The organism is Neisseria elongata subsp. elongata, assembly GCF_900113545.1.
Classification (GTDB): Bacteria; Pseudomonadota; Gammaproteobacteria; order Burkholderiales; family Neisseriaceae; genus Neisseria; species Neisseria elongata.
This window is the reverse complement of sequence record NZ_FOPS01000007.1, coordinates 86,987-112,950: the sequence shown is the minus strand read 5'-3', so window position 1 is coordinate 112,950 and position 25,964 is coordinate 86,987. Positions and strand designations below refer to the sequence as shown.

Here is a 25,964-nt window from a genome sequence, read left to right as displayed (position 1 = left end):
TCACTTTAATCAGCCCGAAATAGGCTGCCCGGGCATAGCGGAATTTACGGTGCAGCGTACCGAAGCTTTGTTCGATCACATAACGGGTCTTCGACAAATATCGGTTGCGTTTGGTTTGCACTTCCGTCAGCGGACGGTTGCGGTGGGCTTTGCGCATAATGCCGTCTAACAACTGATGCTCTTTCAGATGTTGCCGATTTTCCTTACTGTCGTAGCCTTTGTCGGCATAGACGGTTGTGTCTTTGGCAATGCCTTCCGGCAAAGGCGACAGGTGGTTGCACTCATGGGTATTGGCGGGAGTGATGTGCAGTTTCCCGATATAGCCTTCCTCAATGGCGGCGTCGATGACGGCGGCGGATGCTTTCTCTATTTTTAGGCCTTTTTCGGTCAGTTGGCGGTTAATCAGTTTTAGCAGTTCGGACAGGGTGTCGTCTTGCGCCGCCGGTTGCGGTAGCGGCATAAGGTGCTGTAATCGGGGATGCTCAACTCGTCAAAACGGCAAAACAGGTTGAAATCGATGCAGGTGATGAGGCTGTGTTCGAGTTCGGGATCGGAGAGGCTGTGCCATTGTCCGGGCAGGACGGCTTTGAACATGGACAACAGGGGATAGGCGGGACGGCCGCGGTGGTCTCGGAGGTAACGGGTTCTTTGACGATTCAGGTATTGCTCGATCGGCTGCCAATCAATCACTTGATCCAACTTCAATAGTGGGAAGCGGTCGATGTGTTTGGCAATCATGGCTTGGGCGGTTTGTTGGAAGAAGATGCTCATGGGAAATCCCCTAAATGTCTTGGTGGGAATTTAGGGGATTTTTGGGGGATTTTGCAAAGGTCTCGGCCTGATTGATAATCAGCCAAGCAGCCGCTTTATCCCGAAACGACAGATAGATGGAAACAACCAATTTAAACGAATGCTACATTTACTTCGCACTGACAGGAAACGGCTTCGATCCCGATAAAATCAGCACCGCCCTCAACCTGAAGGCCACTAAAATCGTGCGTGAGGGCAGCCGCATTCCGGGAAAAATACCGGTATGCTCAAGCTGGAAATATGGCACACTCCTCTTAAGGAATGGCGATGTTTTCCGTTTGGGAGAAATTGCAGAAGAACTCATCATTCCTTTATTGCCATTACAGAAAAAAATAACGGAACTGATTAAAATCCATAACCTGTCGGCAATTTTCATGGTTGTCCTAACCATCAGCACCGATGAACAGGATTCCACCCCTGCCCTATGTTTCTCACCCGCCGTTATCGAATTTTGCCATTCGGTCGGCGCAAGCATCGAATTGGATTTATACCGCAGTTAGCCCGAAAACAAACATTGCATACCGATGAGCCGCACTTCATCGCAGATAGCTGCTTTTTCAAAGCAATATACGGCGTCATTCCTACACCGCATCAAAAGCATGTATCCATTTGCATAGAATAAATTTATACAAATCAATATCTCGAAAAGTTTAAATTTCTCAATACAAAAAAAACCTGCCGTTTAAACGGCAGGTTTTTACAGAAAAATCCTTAACCTTTACGGGCAGGCAGTTTTTCTTTAATACGGGCTGCTTTACCAGTCAGGCCACGCAGGTAGTACAGTTTCGCACGGCGTACATCACCACGGCGTTTCACTTCGATTTTTTCCACAGCCGGAGAATACAGTTGGAAAGTACGTTCCACACCTTCGCCGCTGGAAATTTTGCGCACGATAAAGTTGCTGTTCAAACCACGGTTGCGGCGGGAGATGACTACACCTTCATAAGCCTGCAAACGGCTGCGGTTGCCCTCAACTACACGGACATGCACGACAACGGTGTCGCCTGGCGCGAATTCAGGGATGGTTTTACCCAGGCGGGCAATTTCTTCTTGTTCCAATTGTTGAATCAGATTCATTGTTTATTTCCTAAGTCTAATGGGATTGCCTGTTGCTCTTGCTCTATCTCCTGCAAGAGGCGGGCTTCCTGTGGGATTAAACTGCGCCTGGCCAGCAAATCGGGCCGGCGCGCCAAAGTGCGTTGCAACGACTGTTTCAGCCGCCACCGCGCAATCAAACCATGATTTCCGGAACGTAACACCTCCGGAACAACCATGCCTTGAAATTCCAATGGTTTGGTGTAATGAGGACAATCCAGCAGGCCGTCTGAAAAAGAATCCTGCTCGGCAGACTGCATATCGCCCAACACACCCGGAACCAATCTTAATACTGCATCCATCAGCATCATGGCAGGCAATTCGCCGCCGGATACGACAAAATCGCCGATGCTGATTTCTTCATCTACGCTGCTTTGCAGCAAACGTTCGTCTATACCTTCATAACGGCCGCACAACAAAATCAAATCATCCAGACGAGCCAGTTCGGATACTTTGCCATGTGTCAGCGGGCTACCTTGCGGACTGAGATAAATCACCCGGCCGCGGCCGGATATGGTTTCAGCCTGTGCGGCATCAATCGCTGCCTTTAAGGGCGGCGCCATCATAATCATTCCGGGCCCGCCGCCGAAAGGCCGGTCGTCTATGTAGCCGAGTTTGTTATCTGCAAAACGGCGAGGATTGATGGCGGAAAATTGCCACACCCCCTGCTTGGCCGCCCTGCCGGTTACACCATAACCGGTAATGCTGTCGAACATTTCAGGGAACAGGGTAATCGCTTGGATTTTCATCAATAATCCAAGCCCCAATCGGCAATAATCGTTTTACTTTCCCGATTGACATCGTCAATAAACTGCCCGACGAAGGGAATCAGTTTCTGACCGTATTCACCCCGCACCACCAAAATATCGTGGGCACCGGTTTCCATCATATTATCGACAACGCCGAGGACGTTGCCTTCACGGTTGGTTACGGTCATGCCGACCAAATCGGCCCAGTAATATTCGTCTTCATCGGCGGGGGCAAAATCTTCCCGGCTGATTTCCACCGTATAGCCGCGCAACAGATGCGCCGCATCACGATCGTCTATTCCTGAGAATTTGACTTGGAGGCCGTCACCGTTCAGTTTGCCGCTTTCGACGGCAACGGTACGGACATCTTTGTCTTTACGCAAACGCCACTCCGGGTAGTCCAGCAGGCTGTCGCTGTATTCGGTATCTGCGGCTACTTTTACCCAGCCTTTTACGCCGAATGCGCCTTTGATGTAGCCCATGGCTACCCATTGAGTTTCGGGTTTCATAGGGAATTAAGCGGCTGCCTGTTGCTCTTTAACCAGTTTGGCAACGGATTCGCTCAACTGTGCGCCCTGCGCGATCCAGTGGTTCAGACGCTCGGCATCCAAGCGCACGCGTTCCTGTTTTTCGTTTGCAACAGGATTGTAAAAACCTACGCGTTCGATGAAACGGCCGTCGCGGCGGTTGCGGCGGTCAGTTGCCACAATGTTGTAAAAAGGACGTTTTTTTGAGCCGCCACGGGCCAAACGGATAACTACCATGTTCGATTTCCTTGATTAAAATTCGGATATACAGAAAACGGGCGATTTTAGGCCATTTTCCGCTAAGGATGCAAGTATTTATTTCGGCAGCCTGCGACGGCTTTCTTTTTGCCATGTCAGCACGGAAGTAAAAAGTTGATTGTCTTCCGCGGAAGGTTCGGATTGAAAGCCCAATTTGGCCGCCAAACCGAGCATGGCCGTGTTTTCTGCAAGGATTTCGGCACACATTGACCGGTAGCCCTGCTTTTTGGCGCAGGCAATCAATTCTTCCATCAGGTGTACCGCCAACCACTGCCCTTTCATGCTTTCCGACACGGTAATCGAAAATTCGCATGCATCGGGGAAACGGAGGCAGCCGTATTGCGCCCAGCCGACGATTTCCCCGCTGCCCGAACAGGCGGCCAAAGCGGTTTCCCGCGTGTAATCCGTCCGGCTGAACTGCGCCAGTTGGGCGGCGGACAATTCCTTAACCGCATTCATAAACCGGCTTTTCCGATCCGCATCGCTCAGGCTGCGGACAAATTGCTGCAATGCATCGGCATCTTCCGGCAGCAAGTGGCGGATCAGGAGGATTTCGCCGTTGCGCGCACTGAAAAAACGGCCGTCTGAAAACGGTGCTTCGGGCAGCAGCGGCAGGGGTTGGCTGGCACCGCCTTCACCCTCATTCCAAACGAAATCCTTGGTTTGCATTACCGCATTTTCGGAATCGACGCCGATACGCACAGCCCGCAAAGGCAACAACCGATAAGCGGTGTGGCTAAAGGAATACAGCACCTGTTCCAACGCCGCCGCCAATTTCCGCTGTCCGAACAGGCGGCACAAACGGCGCGCGTCGGCGGTATCGAAAGGCGGCAACAGTACCGACTGCTTGCTTCCGCATTCGGCATGCAATACCGCGCCGTAATGCGGTTCGACGGTGTAAGTCAGCAGACCGTCTGAAAAAAGGTTTTGCCCTTCTTGCGGCGGCAGGTGCAGTACGGCAAGGAAGTCGCGGCCGTTGCCCGCATACTGCCGCGCCTGCGGCAGATTCGGCGGAACAGGCGGAGAATGGGGCGGTTTGGCTGCGGTTTGCTGCCGCCGCCTCAGCCGTTGCCAGCTGTTTTGCGCCGCAACGGCGGCCAAGGCCTGTTGCGGACTTTTGAAACCGAAGAGGCCGTCTGAAAACGGGGAAACCAGATACAGCGGTGTTTCGCCCTGCTGCAACTGCATCAGCTGGGAAACGGTGTCGCGCCCGCCATCGGTCTGTACCAATAGGGCACGGCAATTTTCCTGCTGCAACGCGGCGGCGGCAGTGTCGCGCCACACCAAGGCGTTGGATTGTCGGCCGACGGCGGGAAGGCGGTGCACCTTCAGGCCGCTTTCCTCAGCCGCGTCGCACAGCCAACCTGCCTCGCTGTCCGACAGCACATGCAGGCTGCCGGAACGGAGTTTGCGCGGTATTTGCGCCGCCCAAACGGCTGCACGGAGTTCGTCGGGGGTAAACGCAGGCAAGGCACCGCTGCGCTCGGCCAAGTGGCGCGCAATCTGTTTCTCGCGTCCGCACATGCTCCGCCCCGTGTACAGAATGACGTTTTTCCGTTGCGCCGCCTGCCGCAAGGTGCTGAAAAAGGCGGCATCGGGTTGGGCCGGGTATTGGACAATCAAAATATGGCTGCCCGCATCTTCGCGAAACCAGTCCAGCCACGGCAACGGCGTTGCAAGCTGCCCGGTCAGGTTTACCGTAAAACTGTATCCGGCCGGCGAATCGCGAAGATATTGCATCACATCGCTGCAAAAGCCCGCCGCGAAACCGACGACGGCAATTTTCCCCGCCTCGGGAGCGTGTGAATATACGTTGGCATAAAGATTTTGCGCGGGCAGGTTGAAACCGTCGGCACTGCACAGGATAATCTGCGTCCTGCCCGAAGCGGCAGCCTTCTGCAGGCGTGCCAGCGATTCCCCGTCGTAACCGCCGTCGTCCGCAATGCACAATAAATGCGGGATACGCAGGCGGATACAGGCGGCGGCAATACCGGGGTGGGCGGAGGCATGGCAGACTGCAACCGCCGCATCAGGCTTGTCGTCAATCTGGCTGATTTGGGCATAGGCCTGCAAGCCGGCCACCGTCGGATGGCGCAAATTCACCGGCGTCAGCCGCCCTTGAAAGGAGTGATTCAGCATGGAGGCAAACACGCGGCCGCCTAAAGTTTCGGAACGCTGGCTGGCTCCGATAACGGCGATATGCCGTGCGGCAAACAGGGAATGCAGCGGATGCGGGGGCAGCATGACGGACTCCTTGCGTCGGGTTTGAGGTTTTCAGACGGCCTCATCGGGATTCGGGCCGTCTGAAAGCACGGGTTTGGCAAAACTGCAACTGTCAGGAAAAGGACGGATGCCGTTGAAATGTATATTCTGCGAAACAGGCGAAACAACGGCTAATCATGTTTTACCCCGCCGGGCAGCCGCCTGAATTTCCTTGTCGCGCCGCCAGAGGCGGTAAACCGGCGGTATCAGGGTCAGCAGCAGGGCGAACACGGCGCAGATCAATCCGGCAGCCATGCGTGCAAAAACCGAATCGGCGGTATAGGCCAAAGGTTTGGGACGGGCATTTTCAAGGCGGTAGCGGCTGATCTGCGTGCCGACAGGGTCCGTACGAACCAATTCGTACTCATCCGCACCGACCTTATCCAGACGGCAGATAACTTTCAATCGCTCGCAATAATCGCTCTCCAAAGTTTCCGTCCATACCCTGTCCCGGCCGGCGTCGAATTCTTCCCACCGTTTGACTGCCCAGCCGCTATCGTTATCGCTGCGGACGATGATGTGGAAGGAAAAGTTTACATTGTCCGCCGCACCGCCGTACTGCTCCTTCAAAGGCGGCAGCAGGTAAAACGCCGCCAGCCCGACCAGTGCGGACGCGGCCAACCGCCAGACAAGAAACCATATAACCCGCAGTATCAATCGGAATCGATGAGACATTTTACACCCTCCTTTTTTCAGACGGCCTCATCGCAACTGAGGCCGTCTGAAAAAGTTTATGCCGGCAAATAAGGCTGCAATACGCGATGCAGGATTTCCATATCGCTTATGGCGGTAATATTGGCGCGGCCGAGTTTGTCCAAACCGACAAACCGCATCACACCGTCGCTGACTTTTTTGTCGTGGCGCATATGCTCAATCCAACGTTCAAAAGGAAAGCGCGGCGGTTCGGCAGGCAGACCGGCCTGTTGCAGCAAGGCGGCGATTCGGGCGGTATCGGCCGCTTTCAGACGGCCTTCCTGTTCCGCCAAACGGCAGGCCAGCACCATGCCCGCCGCCACCGCTTCGCCGTGCAGCCACACGCCGTAACCCATTTCCGCTTCGATGGCATGGCCGAACGTATGCCCCAGGTTCAGCCAGGCGCGGATGCCGCGTTCGGTTTCGTCGGCAGCGACGATTTCGGCCTTCATCTTGCAGCAGTGATACACCGCCTGCGCCAGCAAATCGGGCTGTTGCGCCATCAGCCCGGCCATATTTCCTTCCAGCCAGTCCAAAAATTCGGCATCGCCCAACACGCCGTATTTGACCACTTCGGCCATGCCGGCGGCAAACTCGCGCGGCGGCAGTGTGGACAAAACATCCAAATCGGCAAACACCGCCTGCGGCTGGTAAAACGCGCCGATCATATTCTTGCCCAACGGATGATTGACGGCGGTTTTGCCGCCCACAGACGAATCGACCTGGCTCAACAATGTGGTCGGTATCTGGATAAAGGGCGCGCCGCGCTGGTAGGTGGCGGCGGCAAATCCGACCGTATCGCCGATTACGCCGCCGCCGAGCGCAATCAGCGTCGTGCCGCGTTCGGCCCGGTTTTCCAGCAATTTGTCGTAAATATGATTGAGCGACTGCCAATTTTTAAATTGCTCACCGTCGGGCAGGATGACGGCGAAATGTTCCGTCCCCAACTCGTCCAAGGCCGTCTGAACGGCGGCCAAATAGAGCGGCGCGACGGTTTCATTGGTAATGACGGCGGCTTTTTTGCCGATATACGGGCGGATGTGCCCGGCCAATCCGGCCAGCAGGTTTTGGCCGATGAAGATGGGGTAGCTGTGCGACGGTGCGGCAACGGTGAGCGTGTGCATGATTCAGTCCTGTAGCATGTGCAAAATGGCGGCGGCGGTTTTCTGACAATTGCCGCCGCCGGCTTCGACAACCAGATGTGCGGTTTGGCGGTAAAGCGGATCGCGGGCGGCATAGAGTGCTTCCAGTTTCGCCAGCGGATCGGCCACTTGCAGCAGCGGCCGGTTTTTATCGTAGCGCGTGCGCTCCAGCAGCACTTCCGGCTTGGCATGAAGGTAAACCACTGTGCCGCGCCCGCGCAGGCAGCGGCGGTTTTCCTCCCGCGTTACCGCGCCGCCGCCGGTAGCCAACACGATGCCCGATAAGGCGGTCATCTCGTCGATAACGGCGGTTTCGCGCAGTCGGAACCCCTCTTCGCCTTCCATTTCGAAAATGGTGGGTATCGATACGCCGGTGCGTTCGCAAATGATTTGATCACTGTCGTAAAACGGCCGCTCCAGCTGCTTGGCCAACTGCCGTCCCAGTGTGGTTTTGCCCGCCCCCATCAGGCCGACGAAAAAGATATTATGGGTTTTGGTATGCATCGGTTTGCCTTTTCGGTCGAAACCCCGCCTTCGGGGCGGAGGCATCGTGATTGTTTCGGGAAACACTGCTTCCCGGCCTGCTGCGGCACGGCAACTCATTTTAACCGAAAAATACAAAAACACGGCATTTCTGCCATACGGACGGCAACCGCATAGGAAAAAAGGTTTTCAGACGGCCGTCTGAAAACCTTTTTATGCCGCTTACCTGCCCGCCGTTTGACAAGGCCGGCGGAATATTTGCCTTGAAGTGCCTTCGGCGCGGTTGGTGTAAACCAGCCGGAAATCGCCGTTGGCCAGAAAACGGCTCTCCTGATAATCGAGCGTGGAAAGCGGCGTGGCGGTACGCATCATGTCTTTCGGCCGGACACTCAGGCGGACGGCGTTTTCAGGGTCGAACAGTTTGGCGAAAGCCAGCCGGCCTTTGTCATCCGTACCCAAATAGCAGCCGTCGGCTTCATTTAAGGCAACCAAATTGGAGGCGGTATAACGGCGGCGGCCGTCAGTAAATTCATCTATCGAAGAATAACTGCCGCCCGAAATACGCACCGAGGCGGTATTGCCGTGCCATTTGATTTCAGGCTCGCGGGGCGTGTCCGTCCATTCTTTCAGACGGCCTGCACGGTAGCGCGTATAAAGCATATAACTGCCATCGGATTGTTTTTGCAGGATTTCCAAATTACCGTCGGGGGATTGGGCGATTTTGACCGGTTCGGACGCTGCGGCGGCCGTGGCGGCAAACAGAAGGATAAAGAACAGTTTGTGCATCATATTCGGGCTTCCTCTATTGAGTGTTTATATATCGGATAAACGATGTTCATGGACGGTCGATAAAACCGTCGAGTACCGACCAGTCATAAAATCATAAAAAGCAGCCCGAACACGGAACATTCAGGCTGCTTTTTGTATAAGGTTTTATGCGTATTTAATTTCCCCCGCGCCGCCTGCTGCGGACTTCGGCAATTTTTTGGCGGAAAAAGCGGCTGCGCGTGCGTTTGCGCCACCAGAACCAGCCCAATATCACCGCACCGATGCCGATCAGGGCAAACAGTCCGTGCTGGAGCTGATGCACGGTCTTCATCAGCCATTCGCGGTTGGACGCGCCGTAATCGCCCAAATAAACCCACACAGGCACGGAAATCAGCGCAGCCAGCCCGTCCATCACGATGAAGCGCAAAACCGAGACTTTGCGGCTGATGCCGGCGGTCATAAAAATCGGCGTGCGCAAGCCGGGCAGGAAGCGGGCGACAAACAGCACCCAGTTGCCGTATTTTTCGAACTTCTGCTCCACCTGTGTGTAACGTTTCGGCGTCATTACGCGGGCAATGGGGCGGAATTTAAGGATATTGTCGCCCCAGATGCGGCCTGCGGCAAATACCAAACCGTCGCCGGCCAGCACTCCAAGCATGCCGACGACCACCATGATGTGCACGTCTGTATAACCCAAGCCCGAAATGATGCCTCCGGTAACCAAGGTAATGTCTTCGGGAATCGGAACGCCGAAACCGCAGGCAATCAATACCGCGAATACGGCTGCATACCCGTATTGGAGGAAAAAACTTTCTAACAGCGCGGCCATAAGCCCTGCTCTCTTCCGTGGTTTTGGTCAAATAAAAACACGCGGCTTGGATACCGCTCCGTCCAGGCCGTCTGAAAAACATGTTTCAGCCGTCTGAAAGCAGGCGGATTATACCTCATCCCACCGCCTTTCAGACGGCCTGAGACTATTTCTTAGCCGGATTTTGGATGGCGGCGGCAATCCGTTCCGCCCCTTGGCGCGCCCAATCCAGCTGGCGCGCTTCCACCATCACGCGGACGACGGGTTCGGTGCCCGAAGCGCGCAGTACCACGCGCCCCTTGCCTTCCAATTCTTTTTCCACTTCGGCCAACACGGCAGCCGACGCCGCCTGCCAATCTTGGCCTTTTTGGATACCGACGTTGATCATGGTTTGCGGAAAGGCTTTCCAATCCACCGCCGTTTCCAAATCCTGACCCAGCACTTGCAGCGCGGCAAACACTTGAAGGGCGGAAATGATGCCGTCGCCGGTATTGTGTTTGTCCATGCAGAGGATGTGGCCGGAAGCCTCGCCGCCAATCTGCCAGCCGCGCTCGTTTAATTGCTCCAACACATAGCGGTCGCCGACTTTGGCACGGGCGAAGGGGATGTTTTTCTCCGCCAAAGCCAGTTCCATCGCCATATTGGTCATCACGGTGCCGACCACGCCGCCGAAGGACTGCCCTTCTTTCGCCCGTGCTTTGGCAATCACGTAAATCAGCTTGTCGCCGTCGTAAACTTTGCCGTTTTTATCCACCATCATCAGGCGGTCGCCGTCGCCGTCCAGTGCCACGCCGTAATCGGCTTCGCTTTGCAGCACTGCCGCCTGCAAAGTTTTCGGATGGGTTGCACCGCATTTGTCGTTGATGTTGTAGCCGTTGGGTTCGTCGCCGATGCTCACGACTTCCGCCCCCAGCTCGTGAAACACTTTGGGCGCGACGCCGTAGCCTGCGCCGTTGGCGGTATCCACCACCAATTTCAGGCCGCGCAGGTCGAACTGGCTGGGGAAGGTGGATTTGCAAAATTCGATGTAGCGGTCGTCGGCACCGCTGATCCTACGCGCCCGACCCAGTTCGGACGAAGGTTTCGTCCGCATTTCTTTTTCCAACTCGGCTTCGATTTCCAATTCTATTTTGTCGCTCAATTTCACGCCGCCGGCGGCGAAGAATTTGATGCCGTTGTCGGCATACGCATTATGCGAGGCGGAAATCATCACGCCCGCCGCCAAACGCAGCGCACGGGTCAAATAGGCCACGCCGGGCGTGGGCAGCGGTCCGGTTTGGATAACGTTCACACCCGCCGCGGTAAATCCCGCCACCAGCGCGGCTTCCAGCATATAGCCAGAGATTCGGGTGTCTTTGCCGATAAGCACCGTAGGACGGCCTTTGCCGTCGTGATGCACCAGCACCCGTCCGGCCGCATAGCCCAGTTTCAATACAAATTCGGGCGTAATCGGAAACTGCCCTACTTCGCCGCGCATGCCGTCGGTGCCGAAATATTTTTTTGCCATTAACGTTCTCCAAGCCTTGACGGCTTATTTTCCAATCTTCCGTTTTCAGACGGCCCCATCGTTTGAGGCCGTCTGAAAACCCAATAATCCGTTTACTCAATCTCTCCGCCCAAAGCCTGCCAGACTTTCAGTGCGTCGGCAGTCGCCCTGACATCATGCACCCGCAGGATTTTCGCACCGCGCGCGGCAGCCGCCAAAGCAGCGGCCACGCTTCCGGCCACCCTTTCAGACGGCCTCTCCACGCCGCTCAATTCCCCTATCATCCGTTTGCGTGACACGCCGGCCAGCAGCGGCAGGCCGCACCTGTCTGCCAATCCGCGCAGATGGCGCATCAACAGGGTGTTGTGTTCCAGCGTTTTACCGAAGCCGAAACCCGGATCCAAAACCAAACGCTGCCGCGCAATCCCGGCCGCCGCGCACACTTCGACGCGGCCGTTCAGATAAGCCGCCACTTCCGCCACCACATCGTGATAACTCGGATTATCCTGCATCGATTGCGGCAAACCCTGCATATGCATCAGGCAGATACCGACAGAGGGATGCTGCGCCAACAATTCGGGCGCGCCTTCGTCTTCCAAAGCCTGCACATCGTTGATGATATCGGCCCAGCCATTTTCCAACAGGCGGCGCATAATGACCGTCCGCCGTGTATCGATGCTGAGCGGGACATTCCAAGCAACCAATTCGGGCAATACTGCGGCCAAACGCCGCCATTCCTCTTCCGGCGTCACAAAATCCGCCCCCGGGCGCGTGGACTCTCCGCCCAAATCCAAAATATCGGCACCCTGCCGCAACAACGTTTCGGCATGGCGCAGGGCATCCTGCCGGTTCGCGGAATAAGTCCCGCCGTCTGAAAACGAATCCGGCGTCAGATTGACTATGCCCATTATTTTGGGCTGCCGCAAATCCAATGCAAACCGCCCCGCCTGCCATACCGTATTGTCCGTCATTGCACACGCCGTTTGAAAAAACGGACATTATATAGCGAAGGCCGTCTGAAAGCACGAAACAGGCGGGCAGGATGTATTCGGTTTAAACATTCCGTCGCGCGTTATCATTGTTTCGGCAAGGGTTTTGACAAACCTCCCGCTTTCGCAAAACCGCCGAATAAAAAAACAGCCTGCATCGGCAGGCTGTTCGGTAAAGATACGGCTGTTAGGATTTGTTTTCCGGCTGATCGGCAGAAGACTCTTGTCCTTTACCGCCATTCTCGGAATCGGACGCAACCTCACCGCTTGAATGATCAGAAGGCTGCTCAGTCTGGCCTTCGGCAGACTGTTCCGCCTGTTCCTGTTCGGCAGGCTCTGCCGCTTCTTCCCCATCTTTGCGGATGTTGTGGCTGTAATCCTTGGGCGGGCTGGGCTGTTTGCCTTCCATAATTTCCAGCACCTGATCGCGTTCTATGGTTTCCCATTCAATCAGGGCGCGGGTCATGGTTTCCATCTTGTCGCGGTTTTCATCCAAGATTTTGTAGGCAATCGCATATTGCTCGTCCAAAATCCGACGGATTTCGGCATCCACATCCTGCTGGGTTTTCTCGGAAATATTTTGCGAACGTGTCACGCTGCGGCCCAAGAACACCTCGCCCTCGTTTTCGGCATACACCATCACACCCATTTTCTCGCTCATGCCGTAGCGGGTAACCATTTCCCGGGCAATTTGGGTGGCACGTTCAAAGTCGTTGGACGCGCCAGTGGAAATACGGCCGACAAACAAGTCTTCGGCAATGCGTCCGCCGAACAGAATCGAAATCTGGTTCAGCATTTGGTCTTTATACATGCTGATACGGTCGCGTTCCGGCAACTGCCATGTCAGACCCAAAGCACGGCCGCGCGGCATAATGGTTACCTTGTGCACCGGATCGGTACCTTCCAGGCTTTCCGCCACAATCGCATGGCCGGATTCATGGTAGGCAGTGGCGCGTTTTTCATCCTCGTGCATAACCATGCTGCGCCGTTCGGGACCCATGTAGATTTTGTCTTTGGCATCCTCAAAATCACTCTGATCCACTTTTAGCTTGTTGCGGCGGCCGGCAAACAGGGCGGCTTCATTGACCAAGTTGGCCAAGTCCGCACCGGAAAAACCCGGTGTACCGCGCGCCAACGAAGTCAAATCCACTGATTCGTCCAAAGGCACTTTTTTCGCATGCACTTTTAAAATCTGTTCGCGGCCGCGGATATCGGGCAACGGCACCACCACTTGGCGGTCGAAACGGCCCGGGCGCAACAGCGCGGGATCGAGTACGTCCGGACGGTTGGTTGCGGCAATCACAATGACGGTCTGATTGCTTTCAAAGCCGTCCATTTCCACCAAAAGCTGGTTCAAAGTCTGTTCGCGTTCGTCGTTACCGCCGCCCAAACCCGCACCGCGCTGGCGGCCGACGGCATCGATTTCGTCAATAAAGATGATGCACGGCGCATTTTTCTTTGCCTGCTCGAACATATCGCGCACACGGCTGGCACCTACGCCGACGAACATTTCGACAAAATCCGAACCGGAAATGCTGAAAAACGGCACACCGGCTTCACCGGCAATCGCTTTGGCCAAAAGGGTTTTACCCGTACCCGGGCTGCCCGCCAGCAAAATGCCGCGCGGCATCCGACCGCCCAAACTCTGATAGCGGTTCGGTGCTTTGAGATAGTCGACGATTTCCTGCACTTCTTCTTTGGACTCATCACAACCGGCCACATCGTCAAAGGTTACTTTATTGGAATCGCTTTCCAACAATTTGGCGCGGCTCTTGCCGAACGAAAACGCACCGCCTTTGCCGCCCCCACCAGTCTGCATCCGCATAAAGTAGAACCATGCGCCAATCAGCAGCAAGACGGGCAGCAGGCTGAAGAACAGGCTACTCAAAACACCCTGACGTTCTTCCGGCGTTACCTGGACACGGATGTTTTTCGCCAGAAGCCTGTCGGCCAGCTGGTAATCCATGGGCGCATTGGTGGAAAACTTGGTTTTGTCCGTGCGCTCGCCTTTAAGCGTATAGCCCGCCAGTGCGGAACCTTCTATCGTTACACTGGCGATTTCGCCTTTATTGACCTGTTGGACAAATTGGGAATACTCAATCTGCCGCGCCTCTTCCCTTTGCGTCTTAACGGCATTGAAAGCCGCCATCAACCCGACTATCAAGGCCGACCAAATCAACAGGTTTTTTACAATGCTCCTCACAAAAACGGACTCCCAAAAATAAATAAAGAAACAGGGGCGGCATTCTAATTCACCCCCGATAGCTTGTCAGCGTTTATTTCTACCTAGCAGGTAAATCTCGCTGGAACGGTTGCGCGAAGCACCGGGCTTACGCGTCTGCACCGAAGAAAAGGCGGTACGCATCTCCGCCAAAAATTCCGTGTAACCCGCACCCTGGAAGACTTTCACCAAAAAGTGGCCGTTCGTCTTCAAATGGTTGCGTGCGAAATCCAGTGCCAACTCGCATAAATAAAGGCTTTTGGCCTGGTCGGTTACCGCGTGGCCGCTCATATTGGGTGCCATATCGCAAATTACAAGATCCAGCAGCCTGTCGCCGAGCAAGGATTCGAATTGCGCCAAAACTTCATCTTCGCGGAAATCGCCCTGAATAAAGGAAACGCCCGCAATCGGCTCCATAGGCAGAATATCGAGTGCGAACACCGCCCCCTTCTCGCCCGCCAGCTCCGCAGCCACCTGCGACCAGCTTCCCGGCGCGCTGCCCAAATCGGCCAACACCGTCCCCGACTGAATCAAACGGTCTTTCCCGTTTATCTCCAGAAGCTTGTAAGCGGCACGTGCACGATAGCCGTCTTTCTGCGCCTGATGGACGTAATGGTCGTTGACGTGTTCGTTCAACCATGCTTTAGAAGATTTCGAGCGTGCCACCATTTCAGGTACCCACCGGTATTTGAATTCGTAAAAGCGGGCTATTCTACACGATTTCAGACGGCCTCCGAATGACGGAACCGATGCTTTCGCGTAGAATGCCGCTTTTTTCCGACAAGCATACCGACATGAGCAACAAACCAGACAGCAAACAGCTACTCGAACTGAAGGCACGTGCCCATCATCTCAACCCCGTGGTCATGATCGGCCAGCAAGGCCTGACCGAATCCGTTATCAAAGAAACCGATGCCGCCCTGACGGCGCACGAATTGATCAAAGTGCGCGTTTTGGGCGACGACCGCGCCGAGCGCATCGCGATGTGCGAAGCCTTGTGCGCCGCCACAGACGCGCAACTGGTGCAGCATATCGGCAAATTGTTGGTTTTATGGCGGGAAAATCCGGAAGAAGCCTGAGATTTTATTCCGATTACAGGATAAAGGCCGTCTGAAACTGTTTTCAGACGGCCTTTATCCTTACCCGGCCAATATGGGGAACGCCCCCTTCAAACCGGCCACCAGCATCTGTGTGCCGATGACGGCCAATATCAAACCCATCATCCGCGTGACCACGTTCATTACATTTTTCCCCAGCAGGCGCGTGATTTGCGCACCGAAGAGAAACAGCGTGTAAGTAATTAAACACAGCAGGGAAAATGCGCCGACCACAATCAAGGTTCCGGTCAGCGAATCGCCTGCAGACAAGTTCATCGCCGTGGCAATCGTACCCGGCCCGGCGAGCAGCGGCGTACCCAACGGCGAAATGGCCACATTCATTTTTTCCTGATACAACACGTTTCTGTCTTCCTGCGGTTCGGCGGAGGCAGGGGTGCGGTGCATAGGCGAACGGTTACCCTGCACCATATGAAAGCCGATCAGGAATACCAAAATCCCGCCCGCTATCCGCAATGCGGGCAACGTGATGCCGAACATTTCAAAGATAAAGCGGCCGGCGAAGGCAAACACCAGCACGATAATAAAGGCTATGATCAAACCTTTACGCGCCACCGCCCGCGCCATTTTTCTGTCGTCGCCGTCGGTCAGGCTGAGGTAGACAGGCAGGCTGGAGATAGGGTTCATAATGGCGAAAAAGGCCATGAACGCCAAGCCGAACTGATGCAGGTAAAATTCCAACATTCTTTTCAAACCAAGATAAAAACGGCCGATTATACCTTCTACCGGATTGCCTAATCAAAAAAGGCCGTCTGAAAAACATTTTCAGACGGCCTCTCCTAATAGCAAGGCTGTAAAGCCTTATTTCACACGCATATCGCCGGTTTCAACAAACCGCTGGTGCCACGATAAAGCCTCGTTCAGCAAATGCGGAGTGTGCAGGCCGCCTGCTTTTTCCGCACGGGCATAGTAGTCGCGCAATTGGTCGCGATAGTCGGGGTGCGAACAGTTTTCGATAATCAGTTTGGCACGTTCGCGCGGAGATTTGCCGCGTAAGTCGGCCAAGCCCTGTTCGGTTACCAACACCATCACGTCGTGCTCTGTGTGGTCGTGGTGGGAAACCATGGGCACGATACAGGAAATCGCACCGCCTTTGGCCACCGACGGCGAAACGAAGAACGACAGATAGGAGTTGCGCGCGAAATCACCCGAACCGCCGATACCGTTCATCATCTTCGTACCCATGATATGGGTAGAATTTACGTTGCCGTAAATGTCGGCCTCAATCATAGCGTTCATACCGATAATGCCGAGGCGGCGAATCAATTCGGGATTGTTGGTGATTTCCTGCGGCCGCAGGATGATTTTGCTGCGTAAAAAATCGATGTTTTCATTGAAACGGTCGAGCGCGTCCGGGCTGAACGACAATGCGGTTGCCGAAGCGGACAACATTTTTCCGCTCAGAATCAAATCCAACATCCCGTCTTGCAGCACTTCGGTAAAACCGGTCAGATTGTCGAACGGGCCGTCCTGCAAGCCGGCCAGCACGGCGTTTGCCACGTTGCCGACACCGGACTGCAAAGGCAGCAGGTTTTTTGGCAGCCTGCCCATTTTGACTTCGTGCGAGAAGAAATCGATGATTTGCGCGGCAATGCTTTTCGACATTTCGTCCGGCTCGGCAAACTTGCTGTTGCGGTCGGGCGCATCCGTCAGAACGATACCGGCGATTTTTTCCAAATCGCAGTGCATATAAGGCGTGGCGATACGGCTACCCGCCTCAGTCAGCGGGATAGGCTTGCGGAACGGAGCCAAGCCGACGCTGTCGTAAATATCGGCCATACCCTCCAATTTTTCATTTTGGCGGGCGTTCACTTCCAAAATAACTTTTTTCGCTTTCTGCAGCCAAGTTACATTGGTTCCGACGCCGAGGGAGGGAATCAGCTTGCCGTCTTCGGTAATACCGGCCACTTCGATAAGGGCCACGTCCATTTCGCCGAAAAAGCCCGCGCGAACCTGTTGCTCGATATGCGACAGATGGACATCCATATAGGCGGCGTCGCCCGCATTGATTTGATTACGCAAAGTGGGGTCGGATTGGAACGGGCTGCGGAATTCGATGGCGTTTGCACGCGCTAGCACACCGTCGCACTCGTCCGCGGTAGACGCACCGGTAATCATACGGATTTTAAAAGCCTCTCCCTTGGCGTGCGCGGCTTCCGCTTTGGCCGCTACCGCACCCGGCACGGCTTTGGGATAACCCGCCCCGGTAAAACCGCTGATGCCGACGGTCATCCCGTTTTGAATAAATTCGGCCGCCTGCTCGGCGGAAATGATTTTTTGACGCAAACCCTCGTGGCGCACGCGTCCTGCCGCATCGCTCATATGATTCTCCTTCGAATAAAATACCTTACAACAAGGCTGCAATTGAACAGTCCGGCCGAAACCCCAGCCGGTCGGACGGAATATATAGTAAAGCCCGTATAGTGTAAAGTTTCCTCCCTGCCTGGCGAAATTCCGCGTCCGTACATTAAAAAAGGCAAAAATATGCCGAACGGCAAAACAACATTTTCAGACGGCCTTCCCTTTGCCTCCCAAGCTTGTATAATCCGCTCCTTGTTTTACCGTTCCTTACAGAGAGCCATTATGAAACAAACTTTGAAACTCAGCCTGACCGCACTGGCCGCCGCATGCGCGCTGGCCGCCTGCAAACAGGAAACCTCCACTCCGGCAACATCTGCCGCTTCGGGCTCGGCCGCCAACACCGCCGCTTCTGCCACCACCAAAGACGCTTCGGCATTAGGCACGCCCGAACAGCAGGCCAGCTACGCGATGGGTATCGACATCGGCCGCAGCTTCAAGAAAATGAAAGAGCAAGGCACGGCCATCGACATCAAACTCTTCACACAAGCCATCGAAGACGTAGTGTCCGGCAAAGAAACCCGCATCAGCGAGCAGCAGGCCAACGAAATCATGATGGCCTTCCTGCAGAAAGAACAAGCCAAGGCACAAGCCGCCGCCGATAAAGATTCGCAAGCCGAATTGGCCAAAGCGCAAGCCTTCCTGAAAGAAAACGCCACCAAAGAAGGCGTGAAAACCACCGCCTCCGGCCTGCAATACAAAGTCATCAAAGAAGGTACCGGCAAAAATCCGAAACCCGATTCGATGGTCAGCGTAACCTACACCGGCAAACTGACCGACGGCACCGTATTCGACAGCAATGCCGACGCCAAAGAACCGATGGCCTTCCCGCTGCCCGTCATGATTAAAGGCTGGCAGGAAGCCCTGCCGATGATGAAGGAAGGTGCGGAATACACCCTCTACATCCCGCCCGAACTGGGTTATGGCAACGAACCTCCGCCCAACTCAAAAATCCCGAAAAACGCCGTGCTGATTTTTGACGTCAAACTGGCTGCCACAGGCGAAATGCCGAAAGACGCCATGGTCGGCCTGCCGCAAGGTCAATAATCAGGCCGTCTGAAACGGTGCAGGCAATCGCAGGCAATCAACGATACCCTACCGCCTTTCCGTTTCAAACATTTACGGCATTGATAAGGCCGTCTGAAAACCACCGCTTCCCTGAAGCGAAACTTTTCAGACGGCCTCAACACACCTAAAACCAACAACATGAAACACACAATTACCCTATCACCCGACAACGAAACCTTTGAAGCCGACGACGGCGAAAGCATCTTGGCCGCCGCGCGCCGCCAAGGATTCAACCTGCCCCACTCCTGCCAAAACGGCATCTGCGGCCAGTGCAAAGCCGAAATCGCCGCCGGAGAATTCGAACAGGGCGAACACGCGGAACAAGCCCTTCCCGCCGAAGAACTGGCGCAAAACAAAATCCTGATGTGCTGCTGCTATCCGCGCGGCGATATCCGGCTCAACGTCCCCGGCTACAACAGCAGCAAAATGCCGCCCGTCAAAACCCTGCCCGCACGCGTTGCTTCAGTGGAATACCTGCACAACACCGCCATCCTCAAACTCGACATGCCGAAAAAGCCGCCGTTCGTCTTCCTCGCCGGCCAATACATAGACATCCTGTTGAAAGACGGACACACCCGCAGCTATTCCCTCGCCGGCAGCCCCGCGCAGGCAGAACAGCTCGAACTGCACATCCGCAAACGCGACGGCGGCCTGTTCAGCGGTATGCTGTTCGGCAGCGACCCGCTGATTAAAGAAAAAACCATCATGCGCGTACGCGGCCCGATGGGGACGTTTACCCTGAACGAAGAAGAGACGCAGCCGATTATCCTATTGGCCACCGGCACCGGTTTCGCCCCCATCCAAAGCATCCTGCTCCGCTTAATCGAACAACAATCGCAGCGGCAGGTTCACCTTTATTGGGGCGGCCGCAACGAAGCCGAACTGTATTACGCCGAACAAGCCGCCGAACTGACAGGCCGTCTGAAAAACGGCCGCTTCACGCCCGTACTCTCGCGTGCGGACGAAAGCTGGAACGGCGCGCGGGGCTATGTCCAACAACAGGTGTTGCGCGACCATCCCGACCTGTCCGCCCATCAGGTATACGCCTGCGGCTCGCCGGCCATGATTACCGATGCGCAGGAAATACTAACGGGGCAAGGCCGTCTGAAAAACGACGCCTTCTTCTCCGACGCTTTTTCCCCCGCCTGATAAGTACGAACGGAAAATAAAAAATCGGCACCGCCGTGCCGAAAAAACCGCGCTGTTTGCGGAAGCAGATCTTACGTCGCCGACGATGCAGCTGAAACGCCAGTTATGGACTGCAGGGCGGGCAAAATCCGCTTCCGCAAACAGCGCGGAAAATTGTATAAACCTAATCACAGGCCGTCTGAAAAAACGGTTTGTTTTTTTCAGACGGCCTGACGGTTCGGATTAGAACTGCATCTGTAAACGCAACCAAGCCGTGCGGCCGGGCTCGTTTACGCGCGTGGTCTGCGTTCCGGCAGAAGGATCGCCGCCTTTGCTGACAAATTCGGCATAGGTTTTGTTGAACACGTTGTCCACGCCGCCTTGCAGGGTGGCGAATTTGGCGATGCGCCAGCCGGCATTGAGCGACAGTATGCCGAATCCGGCGGATGCGCCGACGTCTTGGCCGACAATATTACCTTGGCCGACGGCATAGCGTTTTTGCGCTGCCGCCACGCGCCAGAGTGCGCCCGCGCTGAATTTGCCGTTATCCCACGCCAGAGAATTGTTCCATTCCAGAGGCGGGGTTTGCGCCAACGGACGGCCGTCGGTGCGGTTTTTGCCGCGCGTGTAGGCCAGGTTGCTGCCGATTTCCCAGTTGGGGGCGAATTTCCATTTGATTTCGGCTTCGCCGCCGACGCGGTTGGCATCGATATTGCGGACGCTGGCCATCATGCCGCGTCTTTCGAGCAGGATGAAGTCATTGATGCGGCTGCCGAATACGGATACGGAAGCCTGTACGTTTTCGTTTTTCCAAATGATGCCCGCATCAAGCTGGCGGTTTTGCTCGGGACGAACGATTTTGTTTTCGGAATGCAGGCGTTCCCAGTAATCAGGTCCACGCTCTGCAATGCCGAATCCGGCGTAATATTTCAGGTTGCCGGCGGTTTGTTCCCAACGCAGGAAGCCGGAATTCAGATTGTATTTCTGATGTTTCAATACGGGGTCGGTAACGCGGTTGGTGTCGTAATGCGCTTTGACTTGGTCGTGGCGCAGGCCGGCTACCCATTTTTGGTTTTCGTTACGCTGCCATGCGGCTTCGGCAAACATACCCCATTGCTTGAAGCTCTGGTTTGGCATGAACGGTTTGTGGCGGTAACCGTCGCCGCCGCGCTCCATACGTGCAACGTGCACGTCATCCAGATAATCTATACCTGTTTGCAGATTAACCGTATCCCAGTCGAAGGTGGCTTTCAGACGGCCTGTATCGGTGTTACGTTTCGGGTTGTTGGCATTTTTAATCTGCATGCCGTGCGGATTGCGGATGGTGCGCAGGCTGTAGGTGTCCATAACGTGGTCGATTTCGCTTTGACCGTAGCGCAGTTCGAGTTCGCTGAACCAAGGCGTGATACTGCGTTGGCTGAAGCGGATGTTCCAAGCGTCGCGGTCGAATTTGCTGCCGTCCATCATACGGTCGGCGTAGGCGACTTTCGCGCGGCTGCGTTCGTATGTGCCGGCGATGGTGGTGTTTTCGGTCGGAGTGATACCGACTTGCAGCATTTGGCTGTCGCGTTTGAAGTTGGAATGAACGTGGTGGCCGGCACCGTCTTTATAGTCGTCCGCTTCGTTGTGCGAAATATTGGTGCGGACGTAAGCGTATTTGCCGCCGAATTCCGCTTCGAGCGAACCGTCGCGGCGGCCGTGGCTGCCGACTGTGGCGGACGTGTTTATATTGTAGGGTTTTTCAGTAAAATCAGGATTTTTGCGGACAAATTGAACGGAACCGCTCACCAAGCCCATGCCCTGCGTAACGGTTTGTGGGCCTTTGGTTACAATCACTTCGTCAAAACTGTTGGGATGGATGTACGCGGTCGGCGGGTCCATACGCATACCGCAGCCGCCGTAAATAAACTGGTCGTCCGCATTGACGGACAGGCGCGAACCGCCCAAACCGCGGAACAGCGGATCGCCCGAGCTGCCGCCTTTGCGGATGATGCTCATATTGGGCACGGACTGAAGCAAGTCCGCACCATCACCGGCCGGCATGGGCTGAATGGTGGCTTTCGGGTTGAATTTGACCGTATTGGCCTTTTGCTGCTGCGTGCCGGTAACGACCACGGGCGCAAGTGCGGAATCTTGTTCGACAGGTTCGTCGGCTGCCCAAACTTGGGTTAGGGCCAGCGTCAATGGCAGGAGTAAGAAGTGTTGGCGTTTCATAAGGAAATTAACTCCATTGTGATTTGTTATATTGAAATATTTCGGGTCTAAATCGCAAATTAAGTTTTTGCAATCAGTATGATTGTATCAATCAGTGATACGGAATAACATACAGGAATTTCCTGTTTTTTAAATTCTTTTGCCTTTTTTGATTTAACTCAATATTTCTTAACTTGCCCAAATCCGTCATCAGGCCGTCTGAAAACACATCGAAATATTTTCAGACGGCCTGATGAAAAATCTAAAAAACATTCCCTTCCCCGAATACCGCAGGCAAATCCCATGTCCGGCCCGATATGCCGCCCGATATGCCGTTTGACAAACTACGGCCTGAAATTGAAGGCCGTCTGAAAAAGCAGCATGACTCCCGGCTTCCTTTTCAGACGGCCGATTGTGTTATTTGAAGATGCCAAAAAGCAGGTATACCGTTAAAATGCCGCCTGTCTTTATCCGCTACGGAAGTTTGATTTTATGACTACTCTCACCATCGCCTTGAGCGGCGGCGGCCGCCAACCTTTGGAACTTATCGGCAAAATGGCCAACCGGCACGGCTTGATTGCCGGCGCGACGGGTACGGGCAAAACGGTTACGCTGCGCAAAATGGCAGAAAGTTTCAGCAATATCGGCGTGCCTGTGTTTTTGGTTGACGTAAAAGGCGATTTGTCCGGCATATGCCGTGCCGGGGACGGTGCGGGCAAGGTCGGCGAACGGATGGCGGAATTCGGTTTGGACGGCGCAGACTATCTGCAAGGCTTCCCCGTACGCTTTTGGGACGTATTCGGCGAAACGGGCATCCCCGTGCGCGTTACCGTATCCGAAATGGGGCCGATGCTGCTCTCGCGCCTGATGAATTTGAACGACACCCAGGAAGGCCTGCTCAACCTGGTATTCAAGGTTGCCGACGACAAAGGCTGGCATCTGATTGATTTGAAAGACCTGCGCGGGATGCTGCAATATGTGGCCGACCACGCCAAAGAATACCGCACCCAATACGGCAACGTTTCCGCCGCCAGCGTCGGCGCGATTCAGCGGCAGTTGCTGGTATTGGAGAAAGAAGGTGCGGAACAGTTTTTCGGCGAACCCGAACTAAACCTGCAGGACTGGCTGCAAAGCGAGGGTGGGAAAGGCGTCATCAACATCCTGAATTCGGAAAAACTGATGCGCTCCCCGCGCATGTACAGCGCGTTTTTGCTGTGGTTTCTGGCCGAACTGTTTGAAACCCTGCCCGAAGTCGGCGATGCCGACAAACCCAAATTCGTCATGTTCTTCGACGAAGCGCATTTAATGTTCGACAACGCCGCACCGGCCTTGGTAGAACAAGTCGAGCAAGTGGTGCGCCTCATCCGCTCCAAAGGCGTGGGCGTATATTTCGTTACCCAAAACCCGCTCGACCTGCCCGACAGCATCCTCGGCCAACTCGGCAACCGCGTGCAGCACGCCCTGCGCGCCTTCACCCCGCGCGACCAAAAAGCGGTAAAGGCCGCCGCCGAAACCTTCCGCAGCAATCCTAAGCTGAACGTGGCCGAAGCCATTATCGAACTGGGCGTGGGCGAGGCATTGGTGTCCTTCCTCGATGAAAAAGGCATGCCCGGCATCGTGGAACGCGCCTTCGTCCTGCCGCCGCAATCGCAGCTTGCCCCACTCTCGGCCGAAGAGCGCGGCCGCCTGTTCCAAAACGACATCCTCTACCGCCACTATAAAGACGCGGTGGACAATTTCTCTGCCTACGAAGCCCTGCAGCAGCTTGCGGCGGAACAAACCCAAGCGGAACAGGCTGCCGGTGCGGGAAAAGCCGCACAACAGGCGCAGGCACAGGCCGAAGCGGCGCAACCGGCCAAACCCGGACTGGTGGAAGGCTTCCTCGGCGGACTGTTCGGCGGACGGAAAAAGGCCAACCAAGGGCTGGGCTACAACGTTGCCGACAGCATCGGCAGCCAAATCAACCGCCAAGTCACCAACGCCATTTCGCGCAGTGTGATGGGCGTAATCAAAAACATGTTGAAATAAACGGCAGGCCGTCTGAAAACCCGTTACCCGGTTTTCAGACGGCCTCAAATGGAAAAAAGATGAAAAACGACGACTTCAACACCCTATTCGACGGCGAAGACTTCCAAAAAATGCTGGCACAGATGAGCGAGGAAGAACGTGCCGAATTCAAACGCGAATCGCAGCAACTGTTTGCCGAAGTATCCGAAATGTTTGCCGCCTTCGACAACCGCACCATCCATGAAAAACTGACCGCCGCCATCTTGGCGCAAACGCCCGACGAAGAGCTGGTACTGACCGTGTTCGACACCCTGGCCGTACAGGCACCCGAAGGCATGGGCGAAGAAGCATACCTGCAAACGCTCTCCCCCGCCCGCCGCGCCGTTTACGCGCTGTACATCTTGGCCGGAGAAGTGGACAACGGCGGTTTCAACCAGTATTACTACAACACCGGTGCCGAAGCCGCCGCCTACCTGCCCGAAGCCTGCGAACTCGTCGGCGCGCCCAAATATGCCGATCTCGTACGCCGCGCCAACGCCTGTTACGAACGCGAAAAACTGGCCGACCGCCAAGACGGTTCGCTGGAAGGTTTCTGCGCCTCGTATGAAAACAACCCGCTCGAAGCCTACGACGACGAATTCTACCTGCTGGAAAACTGCCAACCTCTGGACGGCCTGCTGGTACGTTTCATCCGCGAAAATCCCGAAGCGTTTACCGACTGACGAAAACGCCGCCCAAGGCCGGGTTTACATGAACGTACAACCCCGCCTCATTTTTCAGACGGCCTTTTGCAGCAAGAGGCCGTCTGAAAACACAACCGCCCAACCCAACCGAGGAAAAAATCCCCATGCCGCACCATTTGGTTTTACAACGTCCCGACATCGGGCGTTGCGACCTGTCCTTTCTCCCCCCTTTGCCGACAAGGCCGTCTAAAAACGGAAACGGCAGCATCCTGCGCTTTGAAGTGCCGGAAAACTTCGCCCTGCCGACCGAAGCCGCCGCCGAACTGGACAAGCTGAAAATCGACCACGCCGTATTGCCCGCCATCCCGTTCTCCGACCTCGGACTGATTGTCAGCGATATGGATTCGACACTGATTACCATAGAATGCGTGGACGAAATTGCCGCCGGAGTCGGACTGAAAGAACAAGTGGCGGCGATTACCGAACAATCCATGCGCGGCGAATTGGACTTCGAACAATCGCTGCGCAAACGCGTCGGCCTGTTGGCCGGATTACCGGAAAGCGTGCTGCAAGAAGTGTACGACCAAGTGCTGAAACTATCGCCCGGTGCGGAATATCTCTTGAGCGAATGCAAAAAGCACGGCGTGAAATTCATGCTGGTATCGGGCGGCTTCACCTTTTTCACCGACCGCCTGCAAACCCGCCTCGGCCTCGACTACACCCACGCCAACCTGCTCGACACCGATGACGGCCGCCTGACAGGCCGTCTGAACGGCCGCATCATCGACGCACAAGCCAAAGCCGACCTGCTGCGCGAATACCGCGCCAAACTCGGTTTGCGCCACGGGCAGGTTTTGGCCGTGGGCGACGGGGCCAACGACATCCCCATGCTGACAGAAGCCGGGTTCGGCATCGCCTACCATGCCAAACCCAAAGCCCGGCAGGCTGCCGACATATGCATCAACCATAACGGCTTGGAAGCCATACGCGGCTGTTTTTTATAGAGGATTCCGTTCAAACCGAAGCGGGAAAACACACCTTGCCCGCTGGAACGGAAACCGGCATATCGGGCCGCCCCCAAACCCTTCCCTGCCGCCTTTCGGCAGGCGGGGGATTTCAGT

Annotated in this window: 24 protein-coding genes and 1 pseudogene; 7 read left to right on the top strand and 18 right to left on the bottom strand. The window is 55.3% G+C overall.

Features of this window, described 5'->3' with window-relative positions:
- Positions 1–771 (bottom strand): annotated as a pseudogene (locus BM261_RS08300) (transposase); the annotation flags it as partial.
- Between the two features lie 116 nt (positions 772–887).
- Between BM261_RS08300 and BM261_RS08290 the strand changes: the two are divergent.
- A complete protein-coding gene (locus tag BM261_RS08290) occupies positions 888–1,310 on the top strand; it encodes a DUF4279 domain-containing protein (RefSeq protein ID WP_074897328.1) in 423 nt (140 codons plus the stop codon).
- A 211-nt stretch (positions 1,311–1,521) separates the two neighbouring features.
- Here the strand turns inward: BM261_RS08290 and rplS are convergent, their stop codons facing one another.
- The 14 genes from rplS to BM261_RS08220 all read right to left on the bottom strand — a co-directional run bounded on the left by rplS (position 1,522) and on the right by BM261_RS08220 (position 14,960).
- The gene (gene rplS, locus BM261_RS08285; RefSeq protein WP_003772301.1) at positions 1,522–1,887 is read right to left on the bottom strand and encodes a 50S ribosomal protein L19; all 366 of its coding nucleotides are present in this window, start codon (positions 1,885–1,887) and stop codon (positions 1,522–1,524) included.
- A complete protein-coding gene (trmD, locus tag BM261_RS08280) occupies positions 1,884–2,654 on the bottom strand; it encodes a tRNA (guanosine(37)-N1)-methyltransferase TrmD (protein ID WP_074897326.1) in 771 nt (256 codons plus the stop codon). Before trmD ends, rplS begins: the two co-directional genes overlap by 4 nt.
- Positions 2,654–3,163 carry a ribosome maturation factor RimM gene (rimM, locus tag BM261_RS08275; protein WP_074897324.1) on the bottom strand — a complete coding sequence of 170 codons (510 nt, stop codon included), beginning with the start codon at positions 3,161–3,163 and terminating at the stop codon, positions 2,654–2,656. Before rimM ends, trmD begins: the two co-directional genes overlap by 1 nt.
- Before the next feature lie 6 nt (positions 3,164–3,169).
- Positions 3,170–3,418 carry a 30S ribosomal protein S16 gene (gene rpsP, locus BM261_RS08270; protein WP_049253942.1) on the bottom strand — a complete coding sequence of 83 codons (249 nt, stop codon included), beginning with the start codon at positions 3,416–3,418 and terminating at the stop codon, positions 3,170–3,172.
- 78 nt (positions 3,419–3,496) lie between these two features.
- Positions 3,497–5,683, bottom strand: coding sequence for a bifunctional acetate--CoA ligase family protein/GNAT family N-acetyltransferase (locus BM261_RS08265; protein ID WP_074897322.1), 2,187 nt, complete (start codon positions 5,681–5,683; stop codon positions 3,497–3,499).
- A 153-nt stretch (positions 5,684–5,836) separates the two neighbouring features.
- Positions 5,837–6,376, bottom strand: a complete 540-nt coding sequence (locus BM261_RS12075) for a hypothetical protein (RefSeq protein ID WP_143095760.1) — start codon at positions 6,374–6,376, stop codon at positions 5,837–5,839.
- 56 nt (positions 6,377–6,432) lie between these two features.
- Positions 6,433–7,518, bottom strand: a complete 1,086-nt coding sequence (gene aroB / locus BM261_RS08255) for a 3-dehydroquinate synthase (protein ID WP_074897320.1) — start codon at positions 7,516–7,518, stop codon at positions 6,433–6,435.
- A 3-nt stretch (positions 7,519–7,521) separates the two neighbouring features.
- Entirely contained in the window at positions 7,522–8,040 is a 519-nt protein-coding gene (locus BM261_RS08250; protein ID WP_049253936.1) for a shikimate kinase, read from the bottom strand.
- 201 nt (positions 8,041–8,241) lie between these two features.
- Positions 8,242–8,808 (bottom strand): hypothetical protein, encoded by a 567-nt coding sequence (locus tag BM261_RS08245; protein WP_074897319.1) that lies wholly within the window; start codon positions 8,806–8,808, stop codon positions 8,242–8,244.
- A 154-nt stretch (positions 8,809–8,962) separates the two neighbouring features.
- On the bottom strand, positions 8,963–9,616 hold the full coding sequence (locus BM261_RS08240) for a DedA family protein (protein WP_074897316.1): 654 nt from the start codon (positions 9,614–9,616) through the stop codon (positions 8,963–8,965).
- 145 nt (positions 9,617–9,761) lie between these two features.
- Positions 9,762–11,102 (bottom strand): phosphoglucosamine mutase, encoded by a 1,341-nt coding sequence (gene glmM, locus BM261_RS08235; protein WP_074897313.1) that lies wholly within the window; start codon positions 11,100–11,102, stop codon positions 9,762–9,764.
- A gap of 92 nt (positions 11,103–11,194) precedes the next feature.
- The gene (folP, locus tag BM261_RS08230; RefSeq protein ID WP_074897311.1) at positions 11,195–12,052 is read right to left on the bottom strand and encodes a dihydropteroate synthase; all 858 of its coding nucleotides are present in this window, start codon (positions 12,050–12,052) and stop codon (positions 11,195–11,197) included.
- A gap of 205 nt (positions 12,053–12,257) precedes the next feature.
- Positions 12,258–14,219, bottom strand: coding sequence for an ATP-dependent zinc metalloprotease FtsH (ftsH, locus tag BM261_RS08225; RefSeq protein ID WP_370446640.1), 1,962 nt, complete (start codon positions 14,217–14,219; stop codon positions 12,258–12,260).
- Positions 14,220–14,339: 120 nt separating this feature from the next.
- Positions 14,340–14,960 carry an RlmE family RNA methyltransferase gene (locus BM261_RS08220; RefSeq protein ID WP_074897306.1) on the bottom strand — a complete coding sequence of 207 codons (621 nt, stop codon included), beginning with the start codon at positions 14,958–14,960 and terminating at the stop codon, positions 14,340–14,342.
- Between the two features lie 125 nt (positions 14,961–15,085).
- On the opposite strand from BM261_RS08220, the gene yhbY reads away from it, so the two are divergent.
- The gene (gene yhbY, locus BM261_RS08215; protein ID WP_107854064.1) at positions 15,086–15,370 is read left to right on the top strand and encodes a ribosome assembly RNA-binding protein YhbY; all 285 of its coding nucleotides are present in this window, start codon (positions 15,086–15,088) and stop codon (positions 15,368–15,370) included.
- Positions 15,371–15,430: 60 nt separating this feature from the next.
- Here the strand turns inward: yhbY and BM261_RS08210 are convergent, their stop codons facing one another.
- On the bottom strand, positions 15,431–16,090 hold the full coding sequence (locus tag BM261_RS08210) for a MarC family protein (RefSeq protein ID WP_074897304.1): 660 nt from the start codon (positions 16,088–16,090) through the stop codon (positions 15,431–15,433).
- Positions 16,091–16,207: 117 nt separating this feature from the next.
- Positions 16,208–17,728 (bottom strand): acetyl-CoA hydrolase/transferase family protein, encoded by a 1,521-nt coding sequence (locus BM261_RS08205; protein ID WP_074897302.1) that lies wholly within the window; start codon positions 17,726–17,728, stop codon positions 16,208–16,210.
- 261 nt (positions 17,729–17,989) lie between these two features.
- Between BM261_RS08205 and BM261_RS08200 the strand changes: the two genes are divergently transcribed.
- Positions 17,990–18,811 carry an FKBP-type peptidyl-prolyl cis-trans isomerase gene (locus BM261_RS08200; RefSeq protein WP_074897340.1) on the top strand — a complete coding sequence of 274 codons (822 nt, stop codon included), beginning with the start codon at positions 17,990–17,992 and terminating at the stop codon, positions 18,809–18,811.
- Positions 18,812–18,970: 159 nt separating this feature from the next.
- The gene (locus BM261_RS08195) at positions 18,971–19,981 is read left to right on the top strand and encodes a 2Fe-2S iron-sulfur cluster-binding protein (protein ID WP_074897300.1); all 1,011 of its coding nucleotides are present in this window, start codon (positions 18,971–18,973) and stop codon (positions 19,979–19,981) included.
- A 222-nt stretch (positions 19,982–20,203) separates the two neighbouring features.
- Here the strand turns inward: BM261_RS08195 and BM261_RS08190 are convergent, their stop codons facing one another.
- Positions 20,204–22,174, bottom strand: coding sequence for a TonB-dependent copper receptor (locus tag BM261_RS08190; RefSeq protein WP_074897298.1), 1,971 nt, complete (start codon positions 22,172–22,174; stop codon positions 20,204–20,206).
- Between the two features lie 471 nt (positions 22,175–22,645).
- Between BM261_RS08190 and BM261_RS08185 the strand changes: the two genes are divergently transcribed.
- From BM261_RS08185 to serB, 3 genes are all read left to right on the top strand, one after another.
- Positions 22,646–24,181 carry a helicase HerA-like domain-containing protein gene (locus BM261_RS08185; RefSeq protein WP_074897295.1) on the top strand — a complete coding sequence of 512 codons (1,536 nt, stop codon included), beginning with the start codon at positions 22,646–22,648 and terminating at the stop codon, positions 24,179–24,181.
- Positions 24,182–24,240: 59 nt separating this feature from the next.
- The gene (locus tag BM261_RS08180) at positions 24,241–24,882 is read left to right on the top strand and encodes a DMP19 family protein (protein WP_074897293.1); all 642 of its coding nucleotides are present in this window, start codon (positions 24,241–24,243) and stop codon (positions 24,880–24,882) included.
- Between the two features lie 125 nt (positions 24,883–25,007).
- The gene (serB, locus tag BM261_RS08175; protein WP_074897291.1) at positions 25,008–25,847 is read left to right on the top strand and encodes a phosphoserine phosphatase SerB; all 840 of its coding nucleotides are present in this window, start codon (positions 25,008–25,010) and stop codon (positions 25,845–25,847) included.
- Positions 25,848–25,964: the final 117 nt, after the last annotated feature.

Bases quoted from the DNA above. Each gene is read 5' to 3' on its own strand.
- BM261_RS08290 (WP_074897328.1), top strand. From the start codon at position 888: ATGGAAACAACCAATTTAAACGAATGCTACATTTACTTCGCACTGACA.
- rplS (WP_003772301.1), bottom strand. From the start codon at position 1,887: ATGAATCTGATTCAACAATTGGAACAAGAAGAAATTGCCCGCCTGGGT.
- trmD (WP_074897326.1), bottom strand. From the start codon at position 2,654: ATGAAAATCCAAGCGATTACCCTGTTCCCTGAAATGTTCGACAGCATT.
- rimM (WP_074897324.1), bottom strand. From the start codon at position 3,163: ATGAAACCCGAAACTCAATGGGTAGCCATGGGCTACATCAAAGGCGCA.
- rpsP (WP_049253942.1), bottom strand. From the start codon at position 3,418: ATGGTAGTTATCCGTTTGGCCCGTGGCGGCTCAAAAAAACGTCCTTTT.
- BM261_RS08265 (WP_074897322.1), bottom strand. From the start codon at position 5,683: ATGCTGCCCCCGCATCCGCTGCATTCCCTGTTTGCCGCACGGCATATC.
- BM261_RS12075 (WP_143095760.1), bottom strand. From the start codon at position 6,376: ATGTCTCATCGATTCCGATTGATACTGCGGGTTATATGGTTTCTTGTC.
- aroB (WP_074897320.1), bottom strand. From the start codon at position 7,518: ATGCACACGCTCACCGTTGCCGCACCGTCGCACAGCTACCCCATCTTC.
- BM261_RS08250 (WP_049253936.1), bottom strand. From the start codon at position 8,040: ATGCATACCAAAACCCATAATATCTTTTTCGTCGGCCTGATGGGGGCG.
- BM261_RS08245 (WP_074897319.1), bottom strand. From the start codon at position 8,808: ATGATGCACAAACTGTTCTTTATCCTTCTGTTTGCCGCCACGGCCGCC.
- BM261_RS08240 (WP_074897316.1), bottom strand. From the start codon at position 9,616: ATGGCCGCGCTGTTAGAAAGTTTTTTCCTCCAATACGGGTATGCAGCC.
- glmM (WP_074897313.1), bottom strand. From the start codon at position 11,102: ATGGCAAAAAAATATTTCGGCACCGACGGCATGCGCGGCGAAGTAGGG.
- folP (WP_074897311.1), bottom strand. From the start codon at position 12,052: ATGACGGACAATACGGTATGGCAGGCGGGGCGGTTTGCATTGGATTTG.
- ftsH (WP_370446640.1), bottom strand. From the start codon at position 14,219: ATGGCGGCTTTCAATGCCGTTAAGACGCAAAGGGAAGAGGCGCGGCAG.
- BM261_RS08220 (WP_074897306.1), bottom strand. From the start codon at position 14,960: ATGGTGGCACGCTCGAAATCTTCTAAAGCATGGTTGAACGAACACGTC.
- yhbY (WP_107854064.1), top strand. From the start codon at position 15,086: ATGAGCAACAAACCAGACAGCAAACAGCTACTCGAACTGAAGGCACGT.
- BM261_RS08210 (WP_074897304.1), bottom strand. From the start codon at position 16,090: ATGTTGGAATTTTACCTGCATCAGTTCGGCTTGGCGTTCATGGCCTTT.
- BM261_RS08205 (WP_074897302.1), bottom strand. From the start codon at position 17,728: ATGAGCGATGCGGCAGGACGCGTGCGCCACGAGGGTTTGCGTCAAAAA.
- BM261_RS08200 (WP_074897340.1), top strand. From the start codon at position 17,990: ATGAAACAAACTTTGAAACTCAGCCTGACCGCACTGGCCGCCGCATGC.
- BM261_RS08195 (WP_074897300.1), top strand. From the start codon at position 18,971: ATGAAACACACAATTACCCTATCACCCGACAACGAAACCTTTGAAGCC.
- BM261_RS08190 (WP_074897298.1), bottom strand. From the start codon at position 22,174: ATGAAACGCCAACACTTCTTACTCCTGCCATTGACGCTGGCCCTAACC.
- BM261_RS08185 (WP_074897295.1), top strand. From the start codon at position 22,646: ATGACTACTCTCACCATCGCCTTGAGCGGCGGCGGCCGCCAACCTTTG.
- BM261_RS08180 (WP_074897293.1), top strand. From the start codon at position 24,241: ATGAAAAACGACGACTTCAACACCCTATTCGACGGCGAAGACTTCCAA.
- serB (WP_074897291.1), top strand. From the start codon at position 25,008: ATGCCGCACCATTTGGTTTTACAACGTCCCGACATCGGGCGTTGCGAC.